Annotated in this window: 28 protein-coding genes; 16 read left to right on the top strand and 12 right to left on the bottom strand. The window is 61.9% G+C overall.

Annotated elements, in window-relative coordinates; genetic code table 11:
* Positions 1-18 precede the first annotated feature (18 nt).
* Positions 19-915 carry an MBL fold metallo-hydrolase gene (locus QQK16_RS12040; protein WP_284196710.1) on the bottom strand — a complete coding sequence of 299 codons (897 nt, stop codon included), beginning with the start codon at positions 913-915 and terminating at the stop codon, positions 19-21.
* Positions 912-2438 (bottom strand): AAA family ATPase, encoded by a 1527-nt coding sequence (locus tag QQK16_RS12035; RefSeq protein ID WP_284196709.1) that lies wholly within the window; start codon positions 2436-2438, stop codon positions 912-914. Before QQK16_RS12035 ends, QQK16_RS12040 begins: the two co-directional genes overlap by 4 nt.
* A 142-nt stretch (positions 2439-2580) precedes the next feature.
* Here QQK16_RS12035 and cysE point away from each other — a divergent pair, with 142 nt between their 5' ends.
* The 11 genes from cysE (at position 2581) to QQK16_RS11980 (ending at position 10960) form a co-directional block, all read left to right on the top strand.
* A complete protein-coding gene (gene cysE / locus QQK16_RS12030; RefSeq protein WP_284196708.1) occupies positions 2581-3333 on the top strand; it encodes a serine O-acetyltransferase in 753 nt (250 codons plus the stop codon).
* 139 nt (positions 3334-3472) lie between these two features.
* Positions 3473-3964, top strand: coding sequence for a Fe-S cluster assembly transcriptional regulator IscR (gene iscR / locus QQK16_RS12025; protein ID WP_284196707.1), 492 nt, complete (start codon positions 3473-3475; stop codon positions 3962-3964).
* A gap of 73 nt (positions 3965-4037) precedes the next feature.
* A complete protein-coding gene (locus QQK16_RS12020) occupies positions 4038-5246 on the top strand; it encodes an IscS subfamily cysteine desulfurase (protein ID WP_284196706.1) in 1209 nt (402 codons plus the stop codon).
* A gap of 129 nt (positions 5247-5375) precedes the next feature.
* A complete protein-coding gene (gene iscU / locus QQK16_RS12015; protein ID WP_284196705.1) occupies positions 5376-5759 on the top strand; it encodes a Fe-S cluster assembly scaffold IscU in 384 nt (127 codons plus the stop codon).
* 2 nt (positions 5760-5761) lie between these two features.
* Positions 5762-6085, top strand: coding sequence for an iron-sulfur cluster assembly protein IscA (iscA, locus tag QQK16_RS12010; protein WP_284196704.1), 324 nt, complete (start codon positions 5762-5764; stop codon positions 6083-6085).
* A gap of 88 nt (positions 6086-6173) precedes the next feature.
* Positions 6174-6710 (top strand): Fe-S protein assembly co-chaperone HscB, encoded by a 537-nt coding sequence (gene hscB / locus QQK16_RS12005; RefSeq protein ID WP_284196703.1) that lies wholly within the window; start codon positions 6174-6176, stop codon positions 6708-6710.
* Between the two features lie 164 nt (positions 6711-6874).
* Positions 6875-8737 (top strand): Fe-S protein assembly chaperone HscA, encoded by a 1863-nt coding sequence (hscA, locus tag QQK16_RS12000; RefSeq protein ID WP_284196702.1) that lies wholly within the window; start codon positions 6875-6877, stop codon positions 8735-8737.
* A 102-nt stretch (positions 8738-8839) separates the two neighbouring features.
* A complete protein-coding gene (gene fdx, locus QQK16_RS11995; protein ID WP_284196701.1) occupies positions 8840-9196 on the top strand; it encodes an ISC system 2Fe-2S type ferredoxin in 357 nt (118 codons plus the stop codon).
* 39 nt (positions 9197-9235) lie between these two features.
* On the top strand, positions 9236-9727 hold the full coding sequence (locus QQK16_RS11990) for a YbaK/EbsC family protein (RefSeq protein WP_284196700.1): 492 nt from the start codon (positions 9236-9238) through the stop codon (positions 9725-9727).
* The gene (gene iscX / locus QQK16_RS11985; RefSeq protein WP_284196699.1) at positions 9724-9918 is read left to right on the top strand and encodes a Fe-S cluster assembly protein IscX; all 195 of its coding nucleotides are present in this window, start codon (positions 9724-9726) and stop codon (positions 9916-9918) included. Before QQK16_RS11990 ends, iscX begins: the two co-directional genes overlap by 4 nt.
* Before the next feature lie 178 nt (positions 9919-10096).
* On the top strand, positions 10097-10960 hold the full coding sequence (locus tag QQK16_RS11980) for an isochorismatase family protein (protein ID WP_284196698.1): 864 nt from the start codon (positions 10097-10099) through the stop codon (positions 10958-10960).
* A 440-nt stretch (positions 10961-11400) separates the two neighbouring features.
* On the opposite strand, the gene QQK16_RS11975 is transcribed toward QQK16_RS11980, so the two are convergent.
* Positions 11401-11796: a hypothetical protein gene (locus QQK16_RS11975; RefSeq protein ID WP_284196697.1), complete on the bottom strand. Its 396-nt coding sequence runs from the start codon at positions 11794-11796 to the stop codon at positions 11401-11403.
* Between the two features lie 189 nt (positions 11797-11985).
* On the opposite strand from QQK16_RS11975, the gene QQK16_RS11970 reads away from it, so the two are divergent.
* Positions 11986-12585, top strand: coding sequence for a YybH family protein (locus QQK16_RS11970; protein WP_284196696.1), 600 nt, complete (start codon positions 11986-11988; stop codon positions 12583-12585).
* A gap of 271 nt (positions 12586-12856) precedes the next feature.
* Here QQK16_RS11970 and QQK16_RS11965 read toward each other — a convergent pair whose 3' ends face one another.
* Genes QQK16_RS11965 through QQK16_RS11955 form a run of 3 tightly spaced genes read right to left on the bottom strand, consistent with a single transcriptional unit; the run spans position 12857 to position 15162 of the window.
* The gene (locus tag QQK16_RS11965) at positions 12857-13150 is read right to left on the bottom strand and encodes a 2Fe-2S iron-sulfur cluster binding domain-containing protein (protein ID WP_284196695.1); all 294 of its coding nucleotides are present in this window, start codon (positions 13148-13150) and stop codon (positions 12857-12859) included.
* Entirely contained in the window at positions 13147-14376 is a 1230-nt protein-coding gene (locus QQK16_RS11960; protein WP_284196694.1) for a hypothetical protein, read from the bottom strand. Before QQK16_RS11960 ends, QQK16_RS11965 begins: the two co-directional genes overlap by 4 nt.
* A 3-nt stretch (positions 14377-14379) precedes the next feature.
* Positions 14380-15162, bottom strand: coding sequence for a sterol desaturase family protein (locus QQK16_RS11955; RefSeq protein WP_284196693.1), 783 nt, complete (start codon positions 15160-15162; stop codon positions 14380-14382).
* Positions 15163-15251: 89 nt separating this feature from the next.
* Between QQK16_RS11955 and QQK16_RS11950 the strand changes: the two genes are divergently transcribed.
* Genes QQK16_RS11950 through QQK16_RS11935 form a run of 4 tightly spaced genes read left to right on the top strand, consistent with a single transcriptional unit; the run spans position 15252 to position 18942 of the window.
* Positions 15252-15686 carry a hypothetical protein gene (locus QQK16_RS11950; protein ID WP_284196692.1) on the top strand — a complete coding sequence of 145 codons (435 nt, stop codon included), beginning with the start codon at positions 15252-15254 and terminating at the stop codon, positions 15684-15686.
* Between the two features lie 18 nt (positions 15687-15704).
* A complete protein-coding gene (locus QQK16_RS11945; RefSeq protein WP_284196691.1) occupies positions 15705-16733 on the top strand; it encodes an aromatic ring-hydroxylating oxygenase subunit alpha in 1029 nt (342 codons plus the stop codon).
* Positions 16730-17359 (top strand): acyltransferase, encoded by a 630-nt coding sequence (locus tag QQK16_RS11940; RefSeq protein ID WP_284196690.1) that lies wholly within the window; start codon positions 16730-16732, stop codon positions 17357-17359. The genes QQK16_RS11945 and QQK16_RS11940 overlap by 4 nt, the downstream gene beginning before the upstream one ends.
* Complete coding sequence (locus QQK16_RS11935; RefSeq protein ID WP_284196689.1) at positions 17356-18942, top strand: GH3 family domain-containing protein; 1587 nt, start codon at positions 17356-17358, stop codon at positions 18940-18942. The genes QQK16_RS11940 and QQK16_RS11935 overlap by 4 nt, the downstream gene beginning before the upstream one ends.
* Here QQK16_RS11935 and QQK16_RS11930 read toward each other — a convergent pair.
* Genes QQK16_RS11930 through QQK16_RS11905 form a run of 6 tightly spaced genes read right to left on the bottom strand, consistent with a single transcriptional unit; the run spans position 18933 to position 25055 of the window.
* The gene (locus QQK16_RS11930) at positions 18933-19811 is read right to left on the bottom strand and encodes a ferritin-like domain-containing protein (protein WP_284196688.1); all 879 of its coding nucleotides are present in this window, start codon (positions 19809-19811) and stop codon (positions 18933-18935) included. The two genes, QQK16_RS11935 and QQK16_RS11930, sit on opposite strands and share 10 nt — an antisense overlap.
* Entirely contained in the window at positions 19808-20641 is an 834-nt protein-coding gene (locus QQK16_RS11925) for an SDR family NAD(P)-dependent oxidoreductase (RefSeq protein WP_284196687.1), read from the bottom strand. Before QQK16_RS11925 ends, QQK16_RS11930 begins: the two co-directional genes overlap by 4 nt.
* Positions 20631-21635, bottom strand: coding sequence for an aromatic ring-hydroxylating oxygenase subunit alpha (locus tag QQK16_RS11920; protein WP_284196686.1), 1005 nt, complete (start codon positions 21633-21635; stop codon positions 20631-20633). The genes QQK16_RS11925 and QQK16_RS11920 overlap by 11 nt, the downstream gene beginning before the upstream one ends.
* Positions 21623-22351, bottom strand: a complete 729-nt coding sequence (locus tag QQK16_RS11915) for a hypothetical protein (protein WP_284196685.1) — start codon at positions 22349-22351, stop codon at positions 21623-21625. Before QQK16_RS11915 ends, QQK16_RS11920 begins: the two co-directional genes overlap by 13 nt.
* Positions 22345-22956 (bottom strand): phosphatase PAP2 family protein, encoded by a 612-nt coding sequence (locus tag QQK16_RS11910; RefSeq protein ID WP_284196684.1) that lies wholly within the window; start codon positions 22954-22956, stop codon positions 22345-22347. The genes QQK16_RS11915 and QQK16_RS11910 overlap by 7 nt, the downstream gene beginning before the upstream one ends.
* On the bottom strand, positions 22953-25055 hold the full coding sequence (locus QQK16_RS11905) for an amidohydrolase family protein (RefSeq protein WP_284196683.1): 2103 nt from the start codon (positions 25053-25055) through the stop codon (positions 22953-22955). Before QQK16_RS11905 ends, QQK16_RS11910 begins: the two co-directional genes overlap by 4 nt.
* Between the last annotated feature and the right edge of the window lie 23 nt (positions 25056-25078).

The raw sequence follows: 25078 nt of genomic DNA, 5'->3' as shown, positions 1-25078 counted from the left end.
AGTGCTGCCCAGACAGCGCTAGGGAATGGCCTTAGGGCAAAGACTGGGCTGCTTGCTTGGCGGTTCATCCACCCAGTTGGGGTAGTAGCCCAGCTTGTCCTGCACGGCAGCGTCGTGGGCGGGCACAATCTGCAGCTGTGGCATCTCGCTGGACATCTGGGCCAGTTGGCGTATTTGGCCGGCCGTGGCGTCGCGGTCGTTATCGGCCAGTTGCCGGGCAAACCAGGACTTTTCTCTTGCCCCGTCCAGCGCCTGCGTGGTCCAGATGGTATCGCCCACGAAAAACAGGCTGCGGCCCGAAGCCAGTCGGGTGAACAGGCCAACAGAGCCGGGTGTGTGGCCGGCCATGGGCACGAGCACGGCGCTGCCATCCCCAAACAGGTCCAGGCTGAATGGATAACCTAGCCAGGCCTGGGGGGCGAAGCTGTATTCGCGCCACTTGATTGGCGGTGTATGCACCTGTGAGGGGAAGATGGTCGGTGGTGTGCCGCTGGCAATGAACTGTCGCTCCGCCGAGGTGACCCAGACTTCGCTGTCGGGGAAATCGACCAGGCCGCTGACGTGGTCCCAATGGGCGTGCGAGAGGATGATGCGGGGAATCTTGCGCCCAGCCAATTGGCGGACGGCAGGGCAGGGGTGCTGGTAGCGCAGGAAGGGGCCAGCCCACCAAGGCATGTCAGCATCCACCTGGGCGTCGACCTGGGTGCCAAGCCCCGCATCGAACAGCAATTCACCTTGCGGGTGGGACACCAGCACGGCGGTATGCACCAGCGTCAGCTTGTCCCAGCTACCGCCTGCTACAGCCAACATGCCCCGTGTCTCTGCATCGGCTGTCTTGATCAGCGCGACCCTGACTGAGGGTGCAGCCTGGCCGGCCAGACTGCAGAGCAGTAGCAGCCAGTGAATGGACTTCATGCGGCGGCCTCCTCATCGGCCATCACGGCGCGTTCCTGCGCCCATTCGCGCATAGCGGCGATGCGTTCGGCCATGACCAGAGAGAGGGGGCGGGTCCGAGCCAGCTCCGACAGTAAGTGTGCTTGAGTTAGCGGCTGTCCTTCGGTCTGCGCTGCAAAGCGGCTGGCTACGACGGCTTGTTCGATCTCGGCGCCTGAATATCCCTCGCTGGCATCCAGCAGTGCGGATAATTGCGCCGGTGTGAGGTTCTCGTTGCGCTGGCTGAGGTGGATGCGCCAGATTTCCTCCCGTGCCTTGTGACCGGGTAGATCGACAAAGAAGATCTCATCCAGTCGACCCTTGCGTATCAGCTCTGGGGGAAGGCTTTCGATATCGTTGGCCGTCGCTACGATGAATACAGGATGCTTGCGCTCGGCCATCCAGGTCAGCAAGGTGCCCAGCACACGCCGGGAGACCCCGCTATCAGCGCCCGTGCTGTCGGTACCCAGGCCTTTTTCAATTTCGTCTATCCACAGCACGCAGGGTGCCATGCGATTGGCGGCGGCCAGTGCGCTGCGCAGATTGCGCTCAGTCTCGCCAAAGAACTTGTTGTAGAGCACACCAAAATCAAGCCGCAGCAGCGGCAGGCCCCAGCTGCCGGCTACGCATTTGGCGGCCAGGCTTTTGCCACAGCCCTGCACGCCGGTCAGCAGTAGGCCCTTGGGGCTGTCCTTGGGATTTTGGGTATCGCCAAAGGCATGCTCGCGCAGTGCCAGCCAGCGCTTCAGGCCGGCCAGGCCACCAAGCTCCGCAAAGCGTCCAGTGTCAGCCTCAAAGCTGAGCATGCCATCCTGGTTGAGGATATGGTTCTTGGCTTGGGCTACATGGCGGAGATCGGCTTCGGTCAGCATGCCGTCATCGTCTATGACTTCCCGCACCAAGCGATGTATATCGTCCATGTTCAGGCCGGCCAGCAGGCGTACCAGCTGCTCCAATACATCGTTAGAGGCTTTCACCCTGGTACCACCACGCAGCTTGGCGTAGACCTGAGCCTCCTGGTGGATCAGCTTGCGGATGTCGTCTGCCGACGGTGGTGACAGCGTAAAGGTGGTCGAGAAGCGTTTCAGTTCGCTTGGCAGATCGACATCGGGGCCAAAGAAGATCAAGGTGCGCTGGGTTTGATGGCGTTGATGCACCAGTGACTTGATCAGCCGGATGGTGACGGCATCGTCCAGGAAGGGATGGGCGTCAAAAAAGACAAACACGCCATTCTGCGGCGACTTGTATAGATGTCGCAGGGCATGGTGCAACTCGTAGGTATCGGTCGGTCGCTGCGTTTCGGAGGTGATACGCCGTATCAGGCCGTCTACTGCTGTCCAGGAGAACAGAGGCAGCTCCTGGCGCCGTGCCAGTTGTTCTATCAGAGCCAGGAAGCGTGGCTCTTCGTCGCTTTCCACAGTGATGATGGGGTGTCTTGCATGCAGCAGAACGTCTAATTGATGCTGCTCGGAAGGCTTGTCTTGAAGATCGAGTGCGGGAAACATGTGCGTATTCTAGCCACCAGCCCGCACTAACTGCAGCAAAATGCGCATCGTTGGCGGCTGATTGGCTGGGGGCGGCTTTCGCACTGCACAATAGTCGAGTAAAATAGTCGGCCTTTTTCCATGCTTCCCAGAGCCCACTCGAATGTTCGCACGCCTACGTGAAAACATCGCCGTCGTGTTCGATCGCGACCCCGCAGCCCGCTCGACCTGGGAAGTGATTACCTGTTACCCCGGCTTTCATGCGTTGACCTTTCACCAGTTGGCGCATGGGCTTTGGCGTGCCAACTTCAAATGGCTGGCCAGGCTGGTATCGCACTTCAGCCGCTTTGCCACGGGCATAGAAATACATCCTGGTGCCACCATAGGCCGCCGCGTATTTATCGACCATGGTATGGGTATCGTAGTGGGCGAGACGGCCATCATCGGTGACGATTGCACGCTCTACCATGGTGTGACCCTGGGGGGCACCAGCTGGAACAAGGGCAAGCGCCATCCCACGCTGGAGCAGGGTGTGATCATCGGTGCCGGTGCCAAGATACTGGGGCCGATCACCCTGCATGCGGGTGCCAAGGTGGGCTCCAATGCCGTGGTGGTGAAGGATGTGCCTCCCAATGCCACGGCGGTGGGCATACCGGCCCGCATTGTGGCGGATGATGTGGCCCAGGCGCGTGAAGCCAAGGCAGAGAAGATGGGCTTCTCGGCCTATGCGATCTCCAGCAAGATGGACGACCCGATGGTACAGGCCATACACGGCCTCGTGGACCACAGTACCAATATCGATGCCCGCATCGAACTGATACTGCGCCGGCTGGAGTCCTTGGGAGTGAATTGCGCCGAGGAACGGGCTACGGCAGACAAATTTGATGCGAACTATTTGAACCGTATTGTTGACTAATTTAGTAGGATAAAATCTTGACTAAAAAAGTCGGGTATTTTATCCTTCGGGCTCAATCACGGTCGCTTGCCAGCCCACCAGACACCGCCTCTGCCACGCGGCGCGCTTGCCCAGGCAGACAGTTTAAACAGGTACATCCATGCGCTTGACCACCAAAGGTCGCTTTGCCGTAACCGCCATGCTGGATCTGGCCCTGCGAGAGCAGAAGGGGCCGGTGACGCTGGCGGGTATCTCCGAGCGGCAACAGATTTCGCTGTCCTATCTTGAGCAGCTTTTCGGCAAGTTGCGCCGCAACAGCCTGGTGGACAGCGTGCGCGGCCCCGGTGGCGGCTATTGCCTGGCGCGGCCTGTGGCCGATATATCGGTGGCCGACATCATCACGGCGGTGGATGAGCCGTTGGACGCCACCCAGTGCGGCGGCAAGGAAAACTGCCTGGAAGACAACAAGCGCTGCATGACGCACGACCTGTGGTCTGACCTGAATCGCACTATTTATGAATACCTGGCCTCGGTAACCCTGGCCACGCTGATAGAGAAGCAGCGCACAGCCTGTGCCAGCACCCAGGCCACCAGTGAGTGCGTACTGCACGACAAGCGCAAGAGCACGCAAGAACACCAGGCCCTGGCCTGAAACTGTTGACACACAGAGGCCATAAGGCCCGCCTGACCGACTGGGCGTTGATGCATCGTATGGAGCGTAGTAAATGAAATTGCCGATTTACCTCGACTATTCCGCCACCACCCCGGTGGACCCACGCGTTGCGGAGCAGATGATTCCGTGGCTGACCGAGCAGTTTGGCAACCCGGCCAGCCGCTCGCACCCCTTCGGCTGGGCTGCCGAAGAGGCCGTCGAGGCCGCCCGTGAGGAAGTGGCCAAGCTGGTGAACTGTGATGCCAAGGAAATTGTCTGGACCTCGGGTGCGACCGAATCCAACAACCTGGCGATCAAGGGGGCGGCACATTTCTACAAGGACAAGGGCAAGCACCTGATCACCATGAAGACCGAGCACAAGGCTGTGCTCGATACCATGCGTGAGCTGGAGCGCGAAGGCTTTGAGGTGACCTACCTCAGCCCGATGGAAAACGGCCTGCTTGATCTCGACCTGCTCAAGGCCACCCTGCGCGATGACACCATCCTGGTGTCGGTAATGGCAGTGAACAATGAAATCGGCGTGATACAGCCTATCGCGCAACTTGGTGAGCTGCTGCGTGAGCGCGGCATCCTGTTCCATGTCGATGCGGCGCAGGCCACCGGCAAGATTGCCCTTGATCTGTCCAGCCTCAAGGTGGATCTGATGAGCTTCTCGGCCCACAAGACCTATGGCCCCAAGGGGATAGGCGCCTTGTACGTGCGGCGCAAGCCACGGGTGCGCCTGGAAGCCCAGATGCATGGTGGCGGCCATGAGCGCGGCATGCGCTCGGGCACTCTGGCAACTCACCAGATCGTGGGTATGGGCGTGGCGTTCAAGCTGGCGCGCGAAGAGATGGCTACTGAGCTGGAACGTATCCGCATGCTGCGCGATCGCCTGTGGCATGGCGTGTCGGGCATGGAAGAGGTCTATCTGAACGGTGACATGGATGCGCGCGTGCCGCACAACCTGAATGTCAGCTTCAACTATGTAGAAGGCGAATCGCTGATCATGGCGCTGAAGGACTTGGCCGTGTCGTCGGGCTCGGCCTGTACCTCGGCTTCGCTGGAGCCCAGCTATGTGCTGCGCGCCTTGGGTCGTAATGATGAGCTGGCTCATTCGTCCATACGTTTCACCATCGGCCGCTTTACCACGGTTGAGGATATCGACTACGCCATCAAGCTGATCCACGAAAAGATAGGGAAGCTGCGCGAACTGAGCCCGCTGTGGGACATGTTCAAGGAAGGTATAGACCTGAACACGGTGCAGTGGGCTGCACACTGACAGGTGCTGAAGGATGGCAGCCGGTAACCCAGGTCTCCCGGCTGGTAGCAACGGTTTCTAGGGTGGCTGTTGAGCAGTAGCGAGGATTTCCCGCCTCGTACTCCACCACCCCTTACAGGAGTAAACGACATGGCATACAGTGACAAGGTCATCGACCATTATGAGAATCCCCGCAACGTCGGCGCCTTCGACAAGGGCGACGAGTCGGTAGGCACCGGCATGGTTGGCGCGCCGGCTTGTGGCGACGTGATGAAGCTGCAGATCAAGGTGGGTGAAGGCGGTGTGATTGAAGACGCCAAGTTCAAGACCTATGGCTGCGGTTCGGCCATTGCCTCCAGCTCGCTGGTGACGGAATGGGTCAAGGGCAAGACGCTGGATCAGGCCCTGAACATCAAGAACACCCAGATTGCCGAAGAACTGGCACTGCCACCGGTCAAGATACACTGCTCCATTCTGGCTGAAGATGCCATCAAGGCAGCGGTAGCCGATTACAAGGCTAAACACGAGGGCTAATCATGGGACTGTCGCTGTCTGAAAGCGCTGCCAAGCACGTCGCCAAATATATTGCCAAGCGGGGCCGTGGCGTAGGTGTGCGCTTGGCCGTCCGTACCTCGGGTTGTTCAGGCATGGCCTACAAGCTGGAGTTTGTGGACGAGGCTGCGGCTGAAGATCTGGCGTTCGAGAGCTTTGGCGTCAAGATATTTACCGATGCCAAGAGCCTGCCCTATATCGACGGCACCGAACTCGACTTTGTGAAGGAGGGCTTGAACGAAGGGTTCAAGTTCAATAATCCTAACGTCAAAGACGAGTGCGGTTGCGGCGAGAGCTTCAATACCTGAGGTCTGAGCTGCACCTTAGACAAGCCGGGCACCGCCATGCGGTGCCTTGCTTTTCGGTCGGTACGCTTTGCCACGATGGCTTCCCACCATGAACCACTTCGATTTCAGCCACGACCACTTTACCCTGTTTGGCTTGCCTCGCGCCTATAGGCTCGATATGGCCACCATGGAGACGGCATTTCGTGCCCTGCAGACGCAATACCACCCGGATAAGGCCGCCAGCCTGACCGACGCAGACAAGCGTATGGCATTGCAGGCGGCTACCCGGGTGAATGAAGCCTTTCAGACCCTGAAGTCTCCCCTGGCACGTGCGCGCTACTTGCTGCTGCTGGCTGGGGTGGACACCCAGGAGGAAACCAATACGGCCATGCCGGTGGATTTCCTGATGCAGCAGATGGAATGGCGTGAAGCGATTGCCGATGCCAGGGCCGCCAGCGATGTGGATAGCCTGGAAGCGCTGGGTCGCGAGTTGCGGGGCGTAGGTCGTGCCATGGAAACCGATTTGGGATTGCTGTTGGACGAGCAGTCCGCCCATGCCCAGGCAGCTACCGTGGTGCGCAAGCTCAAGTTCATGGAGAAGCTGGAGCAGGAAGTGGGCGATGCGATCGAGCGTCTGCTGGATTGAGCGGATAGCTTTCCTGCAAGGGACTGCACAGCTGAGTTGAGTAGGGGTTGAATGTCGATGGCACAGGATGCCAGCATTCGGCCCGCAAGCATTAATCGAAATGCCGGAGTAACCGGCTTTAGCCCGGTGCGCTGTTTTTGCTCGGCGTGCCAGAGTGGACTGACATGGCTCTTTTCCAGATCGCCGAACCCGGCCAAGCTGCCGAACCCCATCAACACCGCCTGGCGGTAGGGATAGACCTGGGTACGACCAATTCGCTGGTGGCGACGGTACGCAGTGGCTCGGCCACCGTACTGGCCGACGAGACCGGCGCTACGCTGCTGCCCTCGGTGGTGCACTATGCAGCCGATGGCCAGACCACTGTCGGCTATGCTGCCCAGCTGCGGCAGAGCGAAGACCCGCGCAATACCATCGTCTCCGTCAAGCGCTTCATGGGCCGGGGGGTGAAGGATCTGCCCGATTCAGCCGCGACACCTTACCGGTTTGTCGATGCGCCAGGCATGCTCAAGATCAAGACCGTCGCGGGTGATAAAAGCCCAGTCGAGGTGTCGGCCGATGTGCTGCGCCACCTGAAGCAGCGTGCAGAAGACAGTTTGGGGGGCGAACTGCTGGGGGCGGTGATTACCGTGCCGGCCTACTTTGACGATGCCCAGCGCCAGGCCACCAAGGACGCGGCCACGCTGGCCGGGCTTAATGTGCTGCGATTGCTGAATGAGCCTACTGCTGCAGCTGTAGCCTACGGCCTCGATAACGCTGCCGAAGGCATCTATATCGTGTACGACCTGGGCGGCGGTACCTTTGATGTGTCCATTCTCAAGCTGACCAGAGGGGTGTTCGAGGTGCTGTCTACCTCGGGCGATTCGGCGCTCGGCGGGGATGACTTCGACCAGCGTATCTATTGCTGGGTTGTGGAGAATGCGGGCCTCAGCCTGCTCGGCGATCACGACACCCGCCTGCTGCTGACCCACGCGCGCGAAGCCAAAGAGGCGTTGACCGATCATGCCGAGACCCGCATCACTGCGAAGCTGGCCGATGGCGAAGTCGTAGACCTGGCGCTGAGCGCCGAGGTGTTCCAGCAGATTACCGCCCCGCTGGTGCAAAAGACCATCAGCCCAGTACGCAAGGCGCTGCGCGATGCCAAGCTGGACATGAGCGAGATCAAGGGCGTAGTGATGGTGGGCGGCGCCACCCGCATGCCGCATGTACGCCGCGCCGTGGCCGATTTCTTTGGCCGAGAGCCGCTGACCAATCTGGACCCCGACAAAGTGGTGGCGCTGGGCGCGGCCATGCAGGCCAATGCCCTGGCGGGCAACAAGGGCGATGACGAGTGGCTGCTGCTGGATGTGATCCCGCTTTCCTTGGGCCTGGAAACCATGGGGGGGCTGACGGAGAAGGTGATTCCGCGCAACAGCACGATACCAACCGCACGCGCACAGGATTTCACCACCTATAAGGATGGCCAGACGGCCATGGCTATCCATGTGGTGCAGGGTGAGCGTGAGCTGGTGGCCGATTGCCGCAGCCTGGCCCGTTTCGAATTGCGTGGCATACCGCCCATGGTGGCGGGTGCCGCTCGCATCCGGGTGACCTTCCAAGTCGATGCAGATGGCCTGCTGGCAGTGTCGGCCCGCGAGCAGTCCACCGGGGTGGAGGCAAGCATAGCCGTGAAGCCATCGTATGGCCTGGCTGATGACGAGATCGCCCGTATGTTGCAGGATTCCATGCAGCACGCCAGCGAAGATATGCTTGCGCGCACCCTGGCCGAGGCAAGGGTGGAGGCCGAAAGCCTGATTGCAGCGACCCGTGCGGCACTCGCCAGCGATGGTCAGTTGCTTGATGCCGAAGAGCGAGCCGAGGTGGAAGCAGCACTGGCTCGCTTGCAGGCCGCTAGCGCAGGTGATGCTGCTACAGAGATTCGGGCGCAAACCGATGCACTGAACCAGGCGACCAGCGAGTTTGCTGCCCGCCGCATGGATGCCGCAGTGAAACGGGGCCTGGCTGGGCAAAAGCTCAGCGAACTCGGATAAATAGACCATTTACCAGCGTGGGCGGGACTGCAAATGTTGCCCCTCCTGCGCTGCCTTTGCCCCCATGCGGGACGAAGCCAACCAAGACAGAGGCGTAGCACCATGCCCATCATCACCGTACTGCCGCACGACCAGCTTTGCCCCAAGGGTGCCTCCTTTGAGGTGGATACGGGCGTAACTGTTTGCGATGCCTTGCTCAACCACGATATCGCCATCGAGCATGCCTGCGAGAAATCCTGCGCCTGCACGACCTGCCACGTGATTGTGCGGCAGGGTTTCAACAGCTTAACGCCTAGCGAGGAAGAGGAAGACGATCTGCTGGACAAGGCCTGGGGTCTTACCAGTGTGTCGCGCTTATCGTGCCAGGCCGTGGTGGCCGCCGCTGACTTGACCGTGGAAATTCCCAAGTACACGATCAACCACGCCCGTGAGCATTACGACAAGGACTGGGATATCTGATATCCGCCGTACCACCCGCCTATAGCGAGAGAGCACGCCGTGAATCTGCCACTGAGTAGCCAGCAACGTGTCGAAGCCGCCCTGGCGGCCAAGGGCATCAATATCGATATCAAGGTTTTTCCGGCTGGTACCCGTACCGCCGCCGATGCAGCCGCCGCCATAGGTTGTCAGGTGGCCGAAATTGCCAAGTCCATCGTGCTGCGGGCAGTCAGCTCGGACAGGGTGGTGGTCGTGGTGGCCAGCGGCAGCAACCGGGTGGATGAACACAAGGTAGCCCAACTGCTGGGCGAGCCACTGGCCCGTGCCGATGCGGACTTCGTCCGCCGCAAGACAGGCTTTGCCATTGGTGGCGTTGCACCGGTAGGGCATCTGGAAGCGCCCTTGCTGCTGCTCGATCAAGACCTGCTGCAGTACGAACATGTATGGGCGGCTGCCGGTACCAGTGACAGCGTATTCCGCCTGACCCCAGCCGAACTGCAATTGCTGACGGAAGCACCGCTGGCGGACATCAAACAGGAGAACAAAGCATGAAATGGATAGACTCCCGCGATATCGCCATCGAACTGGCAGAGAAGTTTCCGGATACCGACCCCAGGACGGTACGCTTTACCGACCTGATGCAATGGGTGCTGGAGCTGGAGGGCTTTGATGATGACCCTGCTCACTGCGGCGAAAAGATACTGGAGGCCATACAGCTTTGCTGGATGGATGAGGCGGAGTAAACCTGCACGCCACTGCTGTGTTGCCTTGTTGCAAACCAGCTAAGTGACTGTTTGATAATCGGTTGCAGCTTGGTGAGCACTTGCTGGGTAGTGAAGGGCGTAGCAATACGCCCTTTTGCTTTTTCAGTAGGGCGGCTCGCGGTACGATGGTGTTACAGATAACCATAAGGAGACGCCCATGCTGATGCACCCTGATGCCTGTACTTTGCTGGTGGTAGACGTGCAGGAGAAACTGGTGGCTGCCGTCAATGATGCGCCGCGGCTGGTGGCCTCGCTCAAGTGGCTGATCAGTGCGGCCCGCCTCAATGGGGTGCCAGTGGTGTTCTCCGAGCAATATCCACAAGGATTGGGCGGCACCTTGCCGGTGTTGAAGGCTGCTGCTGTGGATGCCCCGGTGGTTGACAAGACCAGTTTCTCTTGTGTGGCGGCAGACTGCCTGAAGGGTACGGCTGCAGAGACGCGGCCACAGGTAGTGGTATGCGGGATGGAGGCCCATGTTTGTGTGCTGCAGACCGCCTTGGAAATGCAGGCTGCTGGCAAGCAGGTGTTCCTGGTGGCCGATGCCATCGGGTCGCGTAGCCGGGACGACAAAGCGGCGGCGATTGCGCGCATGACTGCGGCAGGTGTGACGGTCGTAACCCGTGAGATGGCGCTGTTCGAATGGATGCGCGACAGCCGCGTACCCCAGTTCCGCGAGGCCAGCAAGCAACTGTTGCAAACGACACCCAGCCTTACTTTCACGGAGGTGCTGGCCTGCCTGCCTCGCATAGACCATCTGGGCGGCATGCAGCTTTGGCGCGAGGGCAAGCTGGAGGCAATCATCGAGAACCGGCCCGGCCAGACGGGCTCGCTGGCGCTTTACCACGCCTTGTATCGCGATTTTGGCGCCATCACGCCCAAGGCTGCTCGGCTAGGGCAGTGGCTGTATGCCGAGCATGCGGAGGATGCCCGCAAGCATCCTGGCAAGCATCCCAATATAGACAGGCTGTTCTCGCTGGAGGTTTTGGGAGGCGGCTACGGTGTGCGCTTGATGCCGCATTGATCGTTACTGCGCTGTCATCAGAACGCTAACCCTTGTAGCGCAAGTACCCGCTGGCACCGGTTGGTGCGCTAGGCCGGGGTGGCGTGGGTGCGGCGCCTGCAGTGTTGGGAACAGGCCACCTGTGTAGGTGGCCTGTTCGGTTCAAGCCCGGTGCTTTAGCAGCAAGGCAGCTCGCAGCAGATAGTCATGCCACAGCAACTGGCGGCATAGGCAAGGCTGGGCAGACTGAGTGCACAGGCGATGATCAGGAGTTTGCGTTTCATAGGATGTCCTTTCAGGTACAGGCCCATGGAGAACCGGCATGGGCAACCGGTATCACGGGAGAAGGTCTGTTGCGCCCTATATCGGTAGCTGTGCTTGGCCGTATGGCAGGCATGGCAATAACAAGGCGTGGCCCGAATGGGCGGCTATTGCAGGACCTAATGGTCAGACGAGGAAGGTTAGATCAGCCTGGGTGGCCGGTCGGGCGTGGGGAGGTCGGTGTCGCTGAAATTGTCGGCCAGCGAGCGAGGTTGGCAGCCAGGACGGCTCTCAAAGAAATCGAACAGCAGCCCCAGGCTGCCGAGCTTGCCGCATTGATTGCCGCATCTGGCAGTACAGTCGCTGCTACCGCCAGCCGCACAGCAGTCTGACTTCTTGGCGACCTTAGGAGCGGCCTTTTGCGCCTGCTTGGCGACGGTCTTGGCATCGATATGGCAGGGTACCCGCGACTGCGTCATGGCATCCATGCGTGACGGCGGTACGCCGCGCGGCTCTGCCTGCGCCGGGACAAGCAGCATCAGCACTGCAATGAGTGCGGGCCACAGCTTGTAGACGGAAGAGAGGAGAGCGGTCATGGGCGGATTTTAGCCGAGCAATTCGGGCTAGGACTAGTCCGTTTGGCGCCAAGTTCCCTGCCATGGCAAAGATGGGCGGGAAAACCACAGGCGGGTGGCCGAATGGGTACATGTCAGGGGCTGCTAGGGATGCAATCGCGCCATGCAGGCACTAGGCTGTATGGGTTAGCCAAACTGGATGGAGTTGCGATGAAACGGTTATGCCTGATGTTGCTGCCCTTGCTGGCTCTTTTGGTTTGCGCGACTGCGCGGGCCGAGGACCGGCATGCAGACCATGAAGCACTGCGCAATATACTGAAGGCCGGCACACAGGCGTTGAACAGCGGCAAGCTGGAAGCGATGGCCCCGTTGCTGCATTCCCAGTTCACCATCATCACGGTCGACAACCAGAAGTTCAGCTCACTTGAAGCCTTCAAGGCCTATTGGGATGGCTTGTTCCAGGGTGAAAACAGGCTGCTGGATAAGCTGGAAGCTGCACCCGTGGCAGATGAGCTGACCCAGTTTCTCAGCGAGGACGTGGGTCTGGTCCATGGCGTTTCCAACGATGTTTATACCTTCCGTGATGGTAGCGTGCGCACCATGCCCACCCGCTGGACCGCAGTCGTGGCCAGGGAGGGGGGCAACTGGAAGCTGGTGAAGCTGCATTTCTCGGTCAATCTGCTGGATAACCCCATGCTGACGGCAACCAAGGAGTACGCCCTGCGCGGCATCCTGGCCGTAGGTGTGGTGTTGCTGTTGCTGGGCTTGATACTGGGATACTGGCTGGGGCGGCGGCGTAGCAGGGTGTAATGGCCGAGACTAACCCCTTTTGGCCTTAGAGCGTGGCCTTAGAGCGGCTAACGATACCCTTCTGGCGTTGTTGTACGAGCTTGCCGTAACCACGCACTGTCTGCGGCGCGCGTGTACTGCGCGCGTCTAGCCAGAACCGCTACGCTGGGTTTTGTTAGCGGCTCTTATTGTGCGAGCCTGCTCTAACCACGTACTGCTCGTTCGCGCGTCCAGTCAAAACCGTTACGCGGGGTCGGGTTGGCGACTCCCTGTGCCGCCGGCCAGGCCATGATCACAGTTTGCGTATGCGCATATCGCCGGTGACCTGCACCTGGCAGGCCAGGCGGGCAAGCGGTTGGTCGGGGGCGTAGATATCCAGGGCCTCCCTTTCGTCGGCGCTGGCAGGGGCGATGCTGCCCTCGGCGCCTGGCTGCAGTTCTATCAGGCAGGTGCCACACAGGCCTGCGCGGCAGCCGAATAGCAGGGGAGAATTGAGGGCGGAGAGCTGCAGCGACAGCGCGCTGCCCTCGGGTAGCTGGATGCTGGGATAGGGGCTGTCGGGAAAATCCAGGGTGTAGTGCATCATGCGCGGGCGGTCTGCAGAAGGTTGTGGGTGCGCTCCAGTGCGGCTGCCTGGCCTTTGAAGCGGGCATAGGCTTGGCGGTTGGTGCGCAGATAGCGATGGGTATTGTTGCTGGCCATGTGGCGCATTTCGCGATTGCCGGCACTCAGCCAGCTGATGGAATCGACAAACAGGCGGTAGGACGCCACAGCCTCCCTATGAGTCTGGGCGGCGGCCTGTACGCCTTCGGAGTCCTCGCAGAAGCAGCGGTGCAGCATCTGCATGGCGCCGCCATGGTCCAAGCCAAATGCGGGTGAGCGCAGTACCTGGTAAATGGGGCGGTACAGTGCCGGGTCGTACCAGAAGATGCCGTTAACCGCGCTTGAGAAATGGTAGTGATCGCGCTGGCAGCCCGCCACCCCCTGGTTGACTACCCAGCGCTCGAAGGAGGTGGGCTTGGGTAGCACTCGGGGTACTTCCACACCCACCAGGCGGGAGGTGTGGAAATGGAAACTCTCATCCGAGAAATGGTACCAGCTGATGGCAGCGGGTATGGGTGCGTTGGCCTGGTCCGTATGGTGCTCGTAATACTGGCTGAGCTTGTGCTGCACGATTTTGCCATTGAGGGTACGCAGGCCTCGTATCAGCAGATATTGGCTACCCAGAAAGGGGTTGCCGGCCATGGCGGTGAAGGCCCTTAGCTGTATGCCTTTCCACCAGGTTCTGAGGCCATTGGTATCGGCAAACACCATGGTCTCGGTCATGGGGTGGCGCATGGGGTAGGTAAAGATGCGGCGGCCGAACAGACGGTGTTCCACGTCTTCGCCTATGGTCTTGAAGGCATGGATATGGGCGCGTTCCTGGCGCGTTTCCAGATCCAGGCTGTCGCAGATGGGGCGAAAATCCTCTACCGCATATAGCCCCGCAGCCGAGACCTGGTTGAGGAAGATGGTGGCAATCTCGGCCGACATGATCTGGCTGTAATAGGCCACCCAATACAGTTGGTTGAGCAGGCGGCGCTGGCTGGGGCTGGATTCATGCCAAAGCGCGGTGCCCCACAGCAAGGCGTATTGCTCGGGGTTCCAGGCGCTGTGCTGGCAGTCCTCGAAGCGATAGGCCGCAACGGCGGCTTCCATGGCCTCGGTGGCGTCCTGGGCGCGATTACGTTTGAGATTGAGCGCTACCTGCTTGCCCAGTTGCGGGTCGTCCAGCAGTGAGTGGGGCAGCGATTGTTCCAGGCCGCGATGCATGTTCTAGCTTTCGTCCGGCTTGTGATGCCAGGGGGTAAGGAGTTGTTGCCAGGCACTTTGCCGTGTCCTGGCGCCATAGCGCAAGGGGTAGCCCTGTGGTGCGGCGTAGCTGCCGAACAACCTGTCCCAGCAGCTGAGATTGGCGCCAAGATTGATGGCAGTGGTACCGGCGGCGTGGTGCAGGTGGTGGCTGGCCGGAGTGATCAGCAGCCAGCAGAGCCAGCCATGGCGCTGCTGCAGCCAGTGGGGCCAGCGTATGGCGCTATGGCGCCATAAATCGAGGCTGGCTGTCAGTAGGGTGCCGGCCAGATAAGCCTGTTTGTCCTGACACAGCAGCGATAGCAAGGCGCTGGGCAGCACGTAGACAAACAGCGGCTGCAGCCACAGCGTATTGCGGGCACTGGCCCAGGCGCCCAGTTGCTGGCTGCTGTGGTGTGGCAGGTGCAGCCACCAGGCATGGCTGTGCAGGTAGCGGTGCTGAGCGTAATAGAGCAGGTCCAGACCGACAAAGCTGAGCAGGAAGGCACCCAGTGCGCCCGGCAAGATGCCGTTCAGACTAGGTAGCTGCATGGCCAGTTGCTGCCCCAGCCAGAGCGATAACAAGGGTATGAGCAAGCCTTGCGCCAGCAGGCCGCTGCCGTTGAGCAGCCAGTCACCGGTGCTGGCACGGCCCGTATGCAAGGGCCGCAGGCGCTCCAGCACGAGTAGTAGTACAAAGGTGCAGAAGGGCAGGCTGGCCCAGTAGACCAGCGCTGGCGACATGAGCGGAGAGGCAAGCTGACTCATGCCTGCCATGATGCCCGGTTTGCCCGGTACGTGCCAGCGGGGGCCATATGCCCTATATTCCGGCTGTCCATCGTACCGGGAAGAAAACCATGTTCCACCGCCTTGCCTTGTTGCTCGCCGCAGCCATTGCCCTGTTCGGTGCCGTCATCCATTTTGTTGCCCCCCTGTTTGGGCCGGGCTGGTATGCGTTTTTTGGGGCGCCGCCACAGGTGGTGGCCTCGGCTGCGGCCGGTAGCTGGCTGGCACCGGTCAGCACCCTGGCGATAGGTGGCTTGATGCTGCTGGCAGGGCTGTATGCGTTTTCGGCGGCAGGTGTGATGCGGCGCCTGCCCTTGACCGGCGCGGCCCTTTGGGTGCTGGCGGTGTTGTGTACCTTGCGTGGTTTCATCCTGGTGCCGGCATGGCTGTGGGCGCCGCAGTTGCTGACGACCTTCGAGGTGGTAGCTGCGCTGGTCTGGCTGGTGGCTGGCCTGGGCTATATTGCTGGCGTGCTGGCGGCGCGGCGCCCACTACAGCTGGCTTGATTGGCGGAATACACCTGCATGCCGCATTTTCGCTGCTTCTGGTATATCGCTGCCGAATCCAGGGCGCTGGGTAAGCAGCCCTTGCGCTGCAACGTGCTGGACGAAGAACTGGTGCTTTGGCGGGCTGACGATGGCCGTGCCATTGCCATGCCGGATCGTTGTCTGCACCGTTGTGCGCGGCTCTCCAGCGGCAGGGTGGAAGGGGGACGGCTGCATTGCCGCTATCATGGCTGGGGCTATGATGCTGCCGGCCAGGTGGTGCATATTCCGGCCGAGGGCGGCTGCCCTGCGAGCGGGCGTAAGCTGGAGAGCCCGCCGTTTGAGACCTGCGAGCAGGATGGCTATGTATACGTGAGGCTGGCCAAGCCCGCCAACGCTGCCCGTGATGTGCCCCCCTTTGCCATGCCCCACTGGCAAGCGCCGGGCTGGGGGCGGGTCAGGCTGGTCAACCGTTTTGATGCCGATGTAGCGGACTGCATAGAGAACTATATCGACGTGCCACACACCGCTTTTGTGCATGCAAAACTGTTCAGGGTAAGCCAGGGCGAGCGCATTGCGGCTACGGTGATACGTGAGAACGGCATGGTACGGGTGGTGTATCACGGCGAGCGGGGCAACCTGGGTTTCTGGCGGCATTTCCTCAACCCCGGCAATGCGCCGGTGGTGCATGAGGACCACTTCTATCAGCCCAATATCACTTCAGTACGCTATCACCTGGCCAATGGCTATCAATTCATCATCACTTCGCAATCCGTGCCCTCGCAGGGTCGCCAAACCCTGGTTTACACCGACCTGAGTTATCGGTTCGGCTGGTTTACTGCGCTGGCGTGGCCTTTTGTGCGGCGGGCGGGGCAGCAGGTGATAAACCAGGACATCGATATCCTGGCGGAGCAGGGCGAGGTGGTGGCACGCCATGGACGGCATTATCGCTACTCCGCACCTGACCGCATACACCGCTGTGTGGACGAGATACGCGATGCCATCGCCCGTGGCGAGGATGCACGTTGCCTGCCGCCGCAAACTTTCGAGATCGAGTTCTACGTATGACCTGGCGCAGCCGGATATTCTCGCTTTTCCCCACGGTTTTCCTGTTGCTGGCGCTGGCATGCCTGGTCTGGCTGCTGCTGGCGCCCGGCATGCTGCCGCTGCTGTGCCTGCTGGCGCATCTGTATCTGCTGCCCATGCTGTGCTACCGCTTGCATCAGTATTGCTGGCCGGTGCGCGAAGGGGTGAGCCGGCTGGACCTGCCGGACGCCTATGTACCCTGGTGGGGTGGCCATATGTGTCAGCTGCCCTATGACGCCTTGCCGCAGCTGGAAGCTTGCCTGCGCTTGGTGCCGGGGCTGTACAGCCTGTGGCTGCGTGGCTGGGGCGCGCGTATAGGCCGCCAGGTTTACTGGACACCGCTGGTGGAGATTACCGATAGGGCCATGCTGGAAATTGGTGACTATGCGGTGATAGGGCATAAGGCGGGCTTTTATGCCCATGTGGTGTCGCGCAAGGACAATGGCGAGTTGCGCCTGTATGTGCGGCGCATACGCCTGGGCAGCGGCGCGCTGATCGGTGCGGGGTCGCGCTTCGGGCCGGGCGCCCGGGTGGCGGCGGGTGCGCAGCTAAAAGCCTTGACCGACAGGTGGGCAGGGGGCCGGCCGCCACAGCAGGATGCCGAATGAGCTGGTTGCTGCCGCCGGCACTGTGGGCGCTGACACAGCTGAGCCGACCAGCCTGGAACCTTATGCAGCAGCAATTGCAGCAGCCCGAGCAGACCCAGCGGCAGTTGCTGGCGCGCTTGCTGGCGGCGGCCGGCCGTAGTCGCCATGGCCGGCGACTGGGCCTGTCCGGCCCGGGGGCGATGGCGGCATTCGAGCAACTGGAGCCCATGGCCTATGAGGCGCTGCGCAGTACTGTCGACGCTGATATGGCGACAGGTGGCAATAGTTTCTCGGCCCAGGCGGTGCGCTACTACGAGCGCACTTCGGGCAGCAGCGGAACCGCCAAGGCCATACCCTACAACCGTGCGCTATTGGGCAGCTTTGACCGGCTGTTTCGCATCTGGGCCTATGATCTGCTGCGGGCCGGGCTGACACTGAACAGTGGCAAGACCTTTATGAGCGTATCGCCACCCCTGCTGGGGCAGGGTGCCACACCGCATGGCGTGGCTGTGGGCAGCCAGGATGATACCGACTATGTCAGCGGTGCCATGGCGGCGCTGCTGCGGCCTTTTCTGGTGGCGCCGGCTGCGGCACTGAGGCTGACTTCGGCCGAGGATTTCAAGGATGTGCTGGCGGTGCACCTGCTGGCGGAGAACAGGCTGGAGGTGGTTTCGGTATGGAACCCGACCTTCTGGCTGTTGTTGCTGGAGCATATGAGGGAATCGCTGGACAGGTTGGCCCCCGCCCTGCTGGCCGGCAAGCTGGAGCGTGGTGGCCTGGTGTTCCGCTTTGCCCCACTATCCCCGGCAAGGCTGGCGGCAATTGCCCAGGTGCCTAGGCATGGCTGGAGGGCAGTCTGGCCGCAGCTGCAACTGATATCCTGCTGGGACGAGGCAACTGCGGCACGGCCTGCCGCCCAGCTGAGGGACCTTTTTTCCGGGGTGATGGTGCAAGGCAAAGGGCTGCTGGCGACAGAGGGACCCATGACGGTGCCACTGCAGGGGGCACCTGCCCCCGTGCCGCTGCTGGGTGAGGTGTACCTGGAACTGCAACTGGCAGACGGTAGCCTGCGGCCACTATGGCAATGGCGCGAGGGTGACGAGGGTGAGCTGGTGGTGAGCCAGGCAGGCGGCCTGATACGCTATTGCCTGCGCGACAGGGTGGCCGTGGCCGGCATGCACAGTGCCGCTCCCTGCCTGCGCTTTCTGGGCCGGGCTGGCAGAGGCGTGGACCTGGTGGGAGAGAAGCTGTCGGAAGCGTTTGTCCAGCAACTGCTGGCGGAGACAGGCTCGCGCGCCGGCCTGCTTTGCCTGTGCCCGTTGGAGCAGGCGACCCCTGCCTGTTATGCCTTGCTGTCTGACGTGGCCGAGGCCGGCCTGGCCGAGCGCCTGGATGCCGCGTTGATGGCTGCGCCGCATTACCGTCTGGCCCGCGCCCTGGGGCAGTTGGGGCCACTGCGGGCCGTCTGCCGGCCTGATATGGCCGCATTGCTGCATGGCGTGCAACAGGCACGTGGCATGCAGGCAGGCAATATCAAGGATGTGGCGTTGTTGTGCGACCTGGCGCTGGCCCAGCAGGTGGCGCTAGCCTTGGCTCAGCCGTAGTAGCGCAGGCCCACCTCGGCTGGCATGGGGCTAAGCAGGCCCTGCTTGGCCAGCCAGTCGGCTTCGGCCTCCATGCCGCTATGGCGTATGTAGCGTGCCAGTTGCTGCAGTTTTTCCTCGGTCTGGGCCGGTTCTGCCAGCGCCACCAACGTTTGCATTCGCGTAGCGTCGTCGAAGCCGCCAGCCACGGTCTCCACCACACCCAGGACACTGAGCGGCCCGCAAGCCAGCATGGCGCACAGTTCAGCCAGTGCGGCACGGACAAAGCCACGCTCGGCCTCGTCCAGGCGGGTAGCATCAAAATGGGCCACCCCTGCGGCATAGTGCAGTGCTTCATCCTGGGCAATGCCATTCATGACGGCACTGACTGCGGCATCGTTGGCATGGCGTGCCAGGCGCTGATAGTGATGGATGCCCCAGCCCTCGAGAATGATCTGCAATAAATAGGACTGGGTGTGGGGGCTGCCCTCGGCCACCAGCCGCTGCAGAAAGCGGGTAAAGCTGTCTGGCTCGGCAGCAATGGTGGGTGGGTCGGCAATGGAGCATAGCCAGTGGTAGTGGCGCGCTTCATCGGCGCCGGTCAGGCTATAGACCTGTTTTTCCAGCGCATCCTGCGTTGCCAGTACCCGGTGAGCGCAATAGTCCATGGCGGTACGTTCTATGCCCAGGGCCTCGCGCAGCAGTGTGCTGGCGCAGAGGTACAGCAGCTGATCACGCTGCGCCGTCGTGGCCTGCTGCCAGAACACCGTGGCTGGCAAGCGAAAGAATTCGGCCGGCCAGAGCGTAGCCAGGGAGGCCGACTGGGCAGCCACGTTGTTGGCAGGCAGGCGCGTGGCCAGCTTGCGGCAGACCTGTTCCAGCGTGCTCATGGGCGCTCCTGGGCTGGCAGGTGCAGCAGCTTGCGTGCCAGCAGGCGATTCAGTGCGACATACAGCGAGGAAGGCAGGCATGCCAGCAGCAGCCCCGCCAGGCGGGCGTCGGTCCCCACCAGTTGGCGAAAGGGCGCGCGGCGGGCCTGGGCAGTCCGTAAGATTACCCGCGCGACTTTCTCGGGTGGCTGGGCGCGGCCCGCCAGGCGCTGACGCAACTGGGCAAAACGCAGGGCGGTGGCCGCATATGGCGCTGGAGCCTGCCCTACCTGCAGCATATTGGCGCCAAACTCGCTGCGCGTGGTGCCTGGCTCGATCAGGTGTACCCGTATGCCCTGGCCCTGGGTTTCCAGCATCAGGGATTCAGTCCAGCCTTCCATGCCGAACTTGGCGGCGCAGTAGGCGCCCTGCCAGGCATAACTGGTGCGCCCCAGCACCGATGAGACATTGATCAGGCAGCCACGACCCTGGCGCAGTGCTGGCAGCAGTGCTGCGGTCAACAGGGCTGGCGCAATTAAGTTGGTATCGAGCTGGCTGCGCCAGGCGGCTTCGTCCAGCAGCTCTACCGGGCCGCTTTGGGCATAGCCTGCATTGTTGACCAGACAATCGAGCCGGCCGCCGTAGTCCCGTGCCAGTAACTCGACCAAGGCGGTACGGTCGGCAGCCGAGGCGGGGTCCAACTGTATATGCCGCATTCCGGCGGCAGTGGCCGGTGTGGCTGGCTGGCGGCTGGCGGCCAGCACCTGCCAGCCGGCGGCGGCAAATGCGAGGGCGGTGGCCTTGCCTATGCCGCTTGATGTGCCGGTGATCAGGACCAGCCTAGGTGTCATGGTTTTCCCAGTTGATACGGGTTTGCTGCTCATAGTGGCGGATGAAGGCAATGACCGAGCGATCGGCCGGTGTGGGGTTGCGGAAGTCGAAGCGTATGGTCTGGAATACCCGTGTATCGCCCAGGGCAAAGTAACGGGCGCCTACGCGGGTGATCAGCAGGGCCAACTGGTCGCGCAACCAGCCCAGAGGGCCGGCGTGGCGACGGGTCAGTGCGATGGCCCAGCCCTCGGTCTTGCCCTCCTGGGTCCGGCGTAGCGCGAACATCACATGCAGGTGGAGGAAATCCGGGCCGAAGCTGGCTACACCGACGTGGCCATACCAGTAGGTGGTCTCGTAATACAGTGGGCCGCGATAGAAGCGTCCCAGCAGGCGCCCCAGCCAATGATGGCGGGGCAGGGTGCCGGTATTGCGAAAATGCAGGGTGTGCTGCCCCTGAGGCGTGGCCGTCAGCGACAGGATATGGCCAGGTAGCTTGTGTACGGTCTGGAAGTGGTGCTCGTCGATGGCATTGATCATCACCACATTGGGGTGGCAGCCCTTGATGAAATGGTTGCCTAGCTGCCAGCGCAGGGGCTGCGCTGCGAGCTCTGGCGGCATGGGCAGGAAGGGGCCGGCTTGGGTACCTGGCCAGATCCAGATCAGCCCGTAGTGTTCCTCAACCGGCCAGGATTGAGCACGGATGCCACCACCATCACGCTTGAGGCAGGGAATATCGGAACAGCGGCCATCGGCCTCGAAGCGCCAGTTATGAAAGAAACAGCGCAAGGACTCACCCATCACCCGGCCCTCAGCCAGATGGGCGCCCATATGTGGGCAGTGGGCATCGAAGACATGGACCTTGCCGCTGGCTGATCGCCAGACCGCCAGTTGCTTGCCGGATAGTTCGACTGCTCTGACCTGGCCTGGCTTGAGCTGGTGCGAGGGCAGCAGCCAGTACCAGCCCTCGACCAGCAGGGGCTGGTTGAATTGCTTCAGCTCGCTCATGCCTGACATGGATTGCTCGCTCCTTTGTTCAGCAGGCGCTGTGCCAGTGGGCGCAGGTTGTCTGGGGCCAGTTCGCACAGGCAGCATAATTCGTGGCCCTGGGCGTAGCCGGGGTTGCGCTCCAGAAAGAAACGCACGGCTGGATGGTGCTGCTCCCGTGGGCTGATCCTTGCCAGGTCATCCTGCAGGTGCCCCAGTGATTGCGGAAAACGCACAATACCCTGCTCGGCCAGGTAGTGCGCACCAAACCGGTCTTGCGCCAACCTGTGTAGCAGGCTGGCTTCGAAAGCCGGCGTGGAGTGTTGCCAGTGCGGATAGAAGCAGCGGGCAAATGCCGGTAGATAGCGATAGGTACGATGGCCCTTGGAAATCAGGAACCAATACCAGCGTGCCTGGGGTGCCTGGCTGCGCAATTGGCCTGCCAGCCTCAGCCAGTTGAAGGCCAGTCCCTGCTCACCCCAGTGGGCTCGGTCTATCACGGTATCGCCGGAGTAGACGATACGGCAGTCCCTGTCTTGATGCACTACAGCGTAGACATGCAGCGTGGAAAAACCCTGCAACTGCGCCTGTGCATCCGTCAGCAGCAATACCCATTGCTTGGCTGCCAGATCCTCTTCGAACCGTTGCCGGTCGGTGGCGGCGTAGTGGCGGGCCAGCAAGGCATACATCTGGTCGCGTGTGGCATCGTCCAGTGCAGCGACGTCGTGTAAGCGGCAGCTCAGCATGCCAGCCTCGGCTTGGTACCAGCCAGGCGTAGGCACAGGGCAGCCACGCATAATCCACCCAGTACATCAACGAGGCGGTGCTGTCGGGTAGTGAGTACCGACAGCACGATCAAGGCTGCCCAGCCAGGTGCCAGCAAACGCCAGATACCGCCACGGCCAGCCATTAGCCAGGCGGCTAGGCTGGCCAGCGACACATGCAGGGAGGGAAAGCAGTTTCCTGCGACATCCAGCTGATAAAACCAATGCCATGCCTGTTGGGTCCAGCCGCCAATGGCCCGCATTTCCTGGCCCACCGTGGTGGGCCAGGCCAAAAAGATGGCGCAGCTGATGACGGTGGCGCCCAGCATGGCATAGTAAGCGCGGCTGAGCCTGAGGCTGTCGCGCTCCATCATAAAGGCCAGCGGCAGTAGCACGAACTGCGAAAGGTAGAGCCACAGGCTGGCAGGCCAGGCGGGAATCAGGGCATCCAGCGCGGTGAGCGGCAAATAGCGCGCACGCGTATACGCCAGCGCATGGCTGCCCAGATAGCACAGGCAGAACAATAGATAGCCCAGGCCCAATGCGGCCAGGCGATTGCCAGGGGTGATGGCTGGCAGGGGCATCATGGCTTCACCCTGGCCTGGACCCGCGCCAGCTCGGCCGCATAGCGGCCGCTGAGTGCCAGCGCCGCCAGCTTGAGCAGGGCGTGCATGGCGCGCCATGAAAACAGCGCGTCGCGGCCATCCACATGGCTGGGTTCGAAGCGGGCATGCCCAAACTGGCCCAGCAGGTTGGACAGCGGCACACCCAGCAGCCACCAGGGATTCAGGCTGAACACGGCGATCAGGGCCGAGCCATACATGAGTATGACGGCCAGCACATGCAACCAGATATTGGGCCAGCTTTGGTGCTTCATGACAAAGATATCCCAGTATCGCTCCAGGCCGTGGTCGTACTGCAGATCGCTGATGCGGTCGCGATAGCGTTGCTGCACAGCGTTACGGCCATGGATGGGGGTACGGGGGCGTAGCAGTTGGCCGGCTTGTTCGCGGCCCAGTGCGGGCAAGGGCTTGCCTTGGTCCAGCAAGGGCTTGCCGGCAACCCATACTGCCCTGACCGGTGGTGTCTGTTCACGGTTGACCATGCGGGGCATGCCACCCAGTTCGTCGGCCTGCTCCAGCAGGGGTTCAGGCCGGGCCTGCGCCAGGGCGGCGGGATCCAGCAGGGCCAGGTCGGCACGCTTACCGATGGCTAGCACGCCGACATCGAGATTGAGCCAAGCAGCGGGCTCGCCAGTGACACGGGCAACTGCACGCTCGACGGGCATGAAGCCGGTTTGCACGGCTTGCCGGAGCAGCGAGACGGCACCATCGAAATAGGCCAGATTGGCGCCATGGGCGCCTGCATCGGTGAAGCCGGGCAGGATGTATGGCTGGGACATCAGCTGCTGCCGTATGCCGGCGCGGTTGTTGGCGCCGGAGGCCTGCCAGCGGAAGGCGGTGTCGGCCTCGCTCAGTAGCTTGATGAACAGCGCCATGGCCGGCATGCCCAGCTCGGCGGCCACGGCCGCCACCGTCTGGCCCTGCCAGGCGGCCTGGGGGGCGGTGACTATAAGGATACGGGCAAAGTCTCGGTGAAAGGTCTTGATGCCGGGGCGCTGCCAGTCGGCGGCAAACTGTTCCTTGAAACCCGGTGTCTGCCATAGCGCCCGGCGTTGGTCCGGGGTATCGGTATTGTTGAGCTGCACCCCACTGGGGAACTCTTCAAACAGCGGGGTGATGGGCCCGTCGGAATACAGGGTGAACGGCTCGGTCAGCGTCTGCATGCGCAGATTGTTGCCGAGCAGGCGGTTGTAGCACCATAGCAGCGGTGCATAGAGCCGCCACAGCAGCGGCTGAGTGTCGATATCGAGCGCAGACAGCAGCGTCATGCGCAGCGGTGGCCGGCGCCAATGTCCTGCACCCAGTCGCAGTATGTGCCAGACCGATTGCTGTCGTTCCGGATTGGGTGTGACCTGGAATATGGCATCGCGCTCGCGGCAGGCATCGGCCAGGGCGGCGTATTCGGCGTAGTTGGCATGGTGCGAGGGCAGGGCCCGGCCGGCCCAGGCGCCATGCACCTTGTGCCAGTGCACCATATCGACCGACAGACCGCAGAAACCGGCAGCCAAGCCCTCGTCGGCCAGGGCCCGCATGGCGCTGATTTCGGCGGGCGTGGCATGGGCGCTGACGCTGCGCGCCAGCCCCATGACCTTGACCCGCAAGGCGCTGTGGCCGAGGAGTACGGCCACATTTGGGCCTAGCGGCAGTTGCGCCAGGTGGTCGAGATATCGGCCCAGGCTGGTCCAGCGGGCGGCTTGTGCCAGCCAGCGCTGAATCAGGGGCCGAGGCAGGGTTTCCACACGCTGAAAGATGTCCGCCAGATCGCCCGGGTCGCCGCAGGCGACAGACAGGCTGCAATTGCCCATCAGTACCGTGGTAACGCCATGTCGTACCGATTCGCTCAGGCCTGGCGCGACTTCCACTTCCAGATCGTAATGGGTGTGGATATCGACAAAGCCGGGCGTGAGCCACAGGCCGTTGGCATCCACCACCTGCCGTGCCGGCGCGCTGATGGAGGGTGCCAACTGGCTGATCTTGCCCGCAAGTATGCCTACGTCCAGCTTTTGCGGAGCATGGCCCCGGCCATCGAAAACCAGGGCATTGCGTATCAGGACATCAAACATGGTGGGTGGGGGCCAGGGTGGGT

This window comes from Chitinimonas prasina, from assembly GCF_030160395.1.
In the GTDB taxonomy this organism is placed as follows: Bacteria; Pseudomonadota; Gammaproteobacteria; order Burkholderiales; family Chitinimonadaceae; genus Chitinimonas; species Chitinimonas prasina.
The sequence above is the reverse complement of the archived record's forward strand: the minus strand, read 5'-3'. Positions and strand labels throughout refer to the sequence as shown.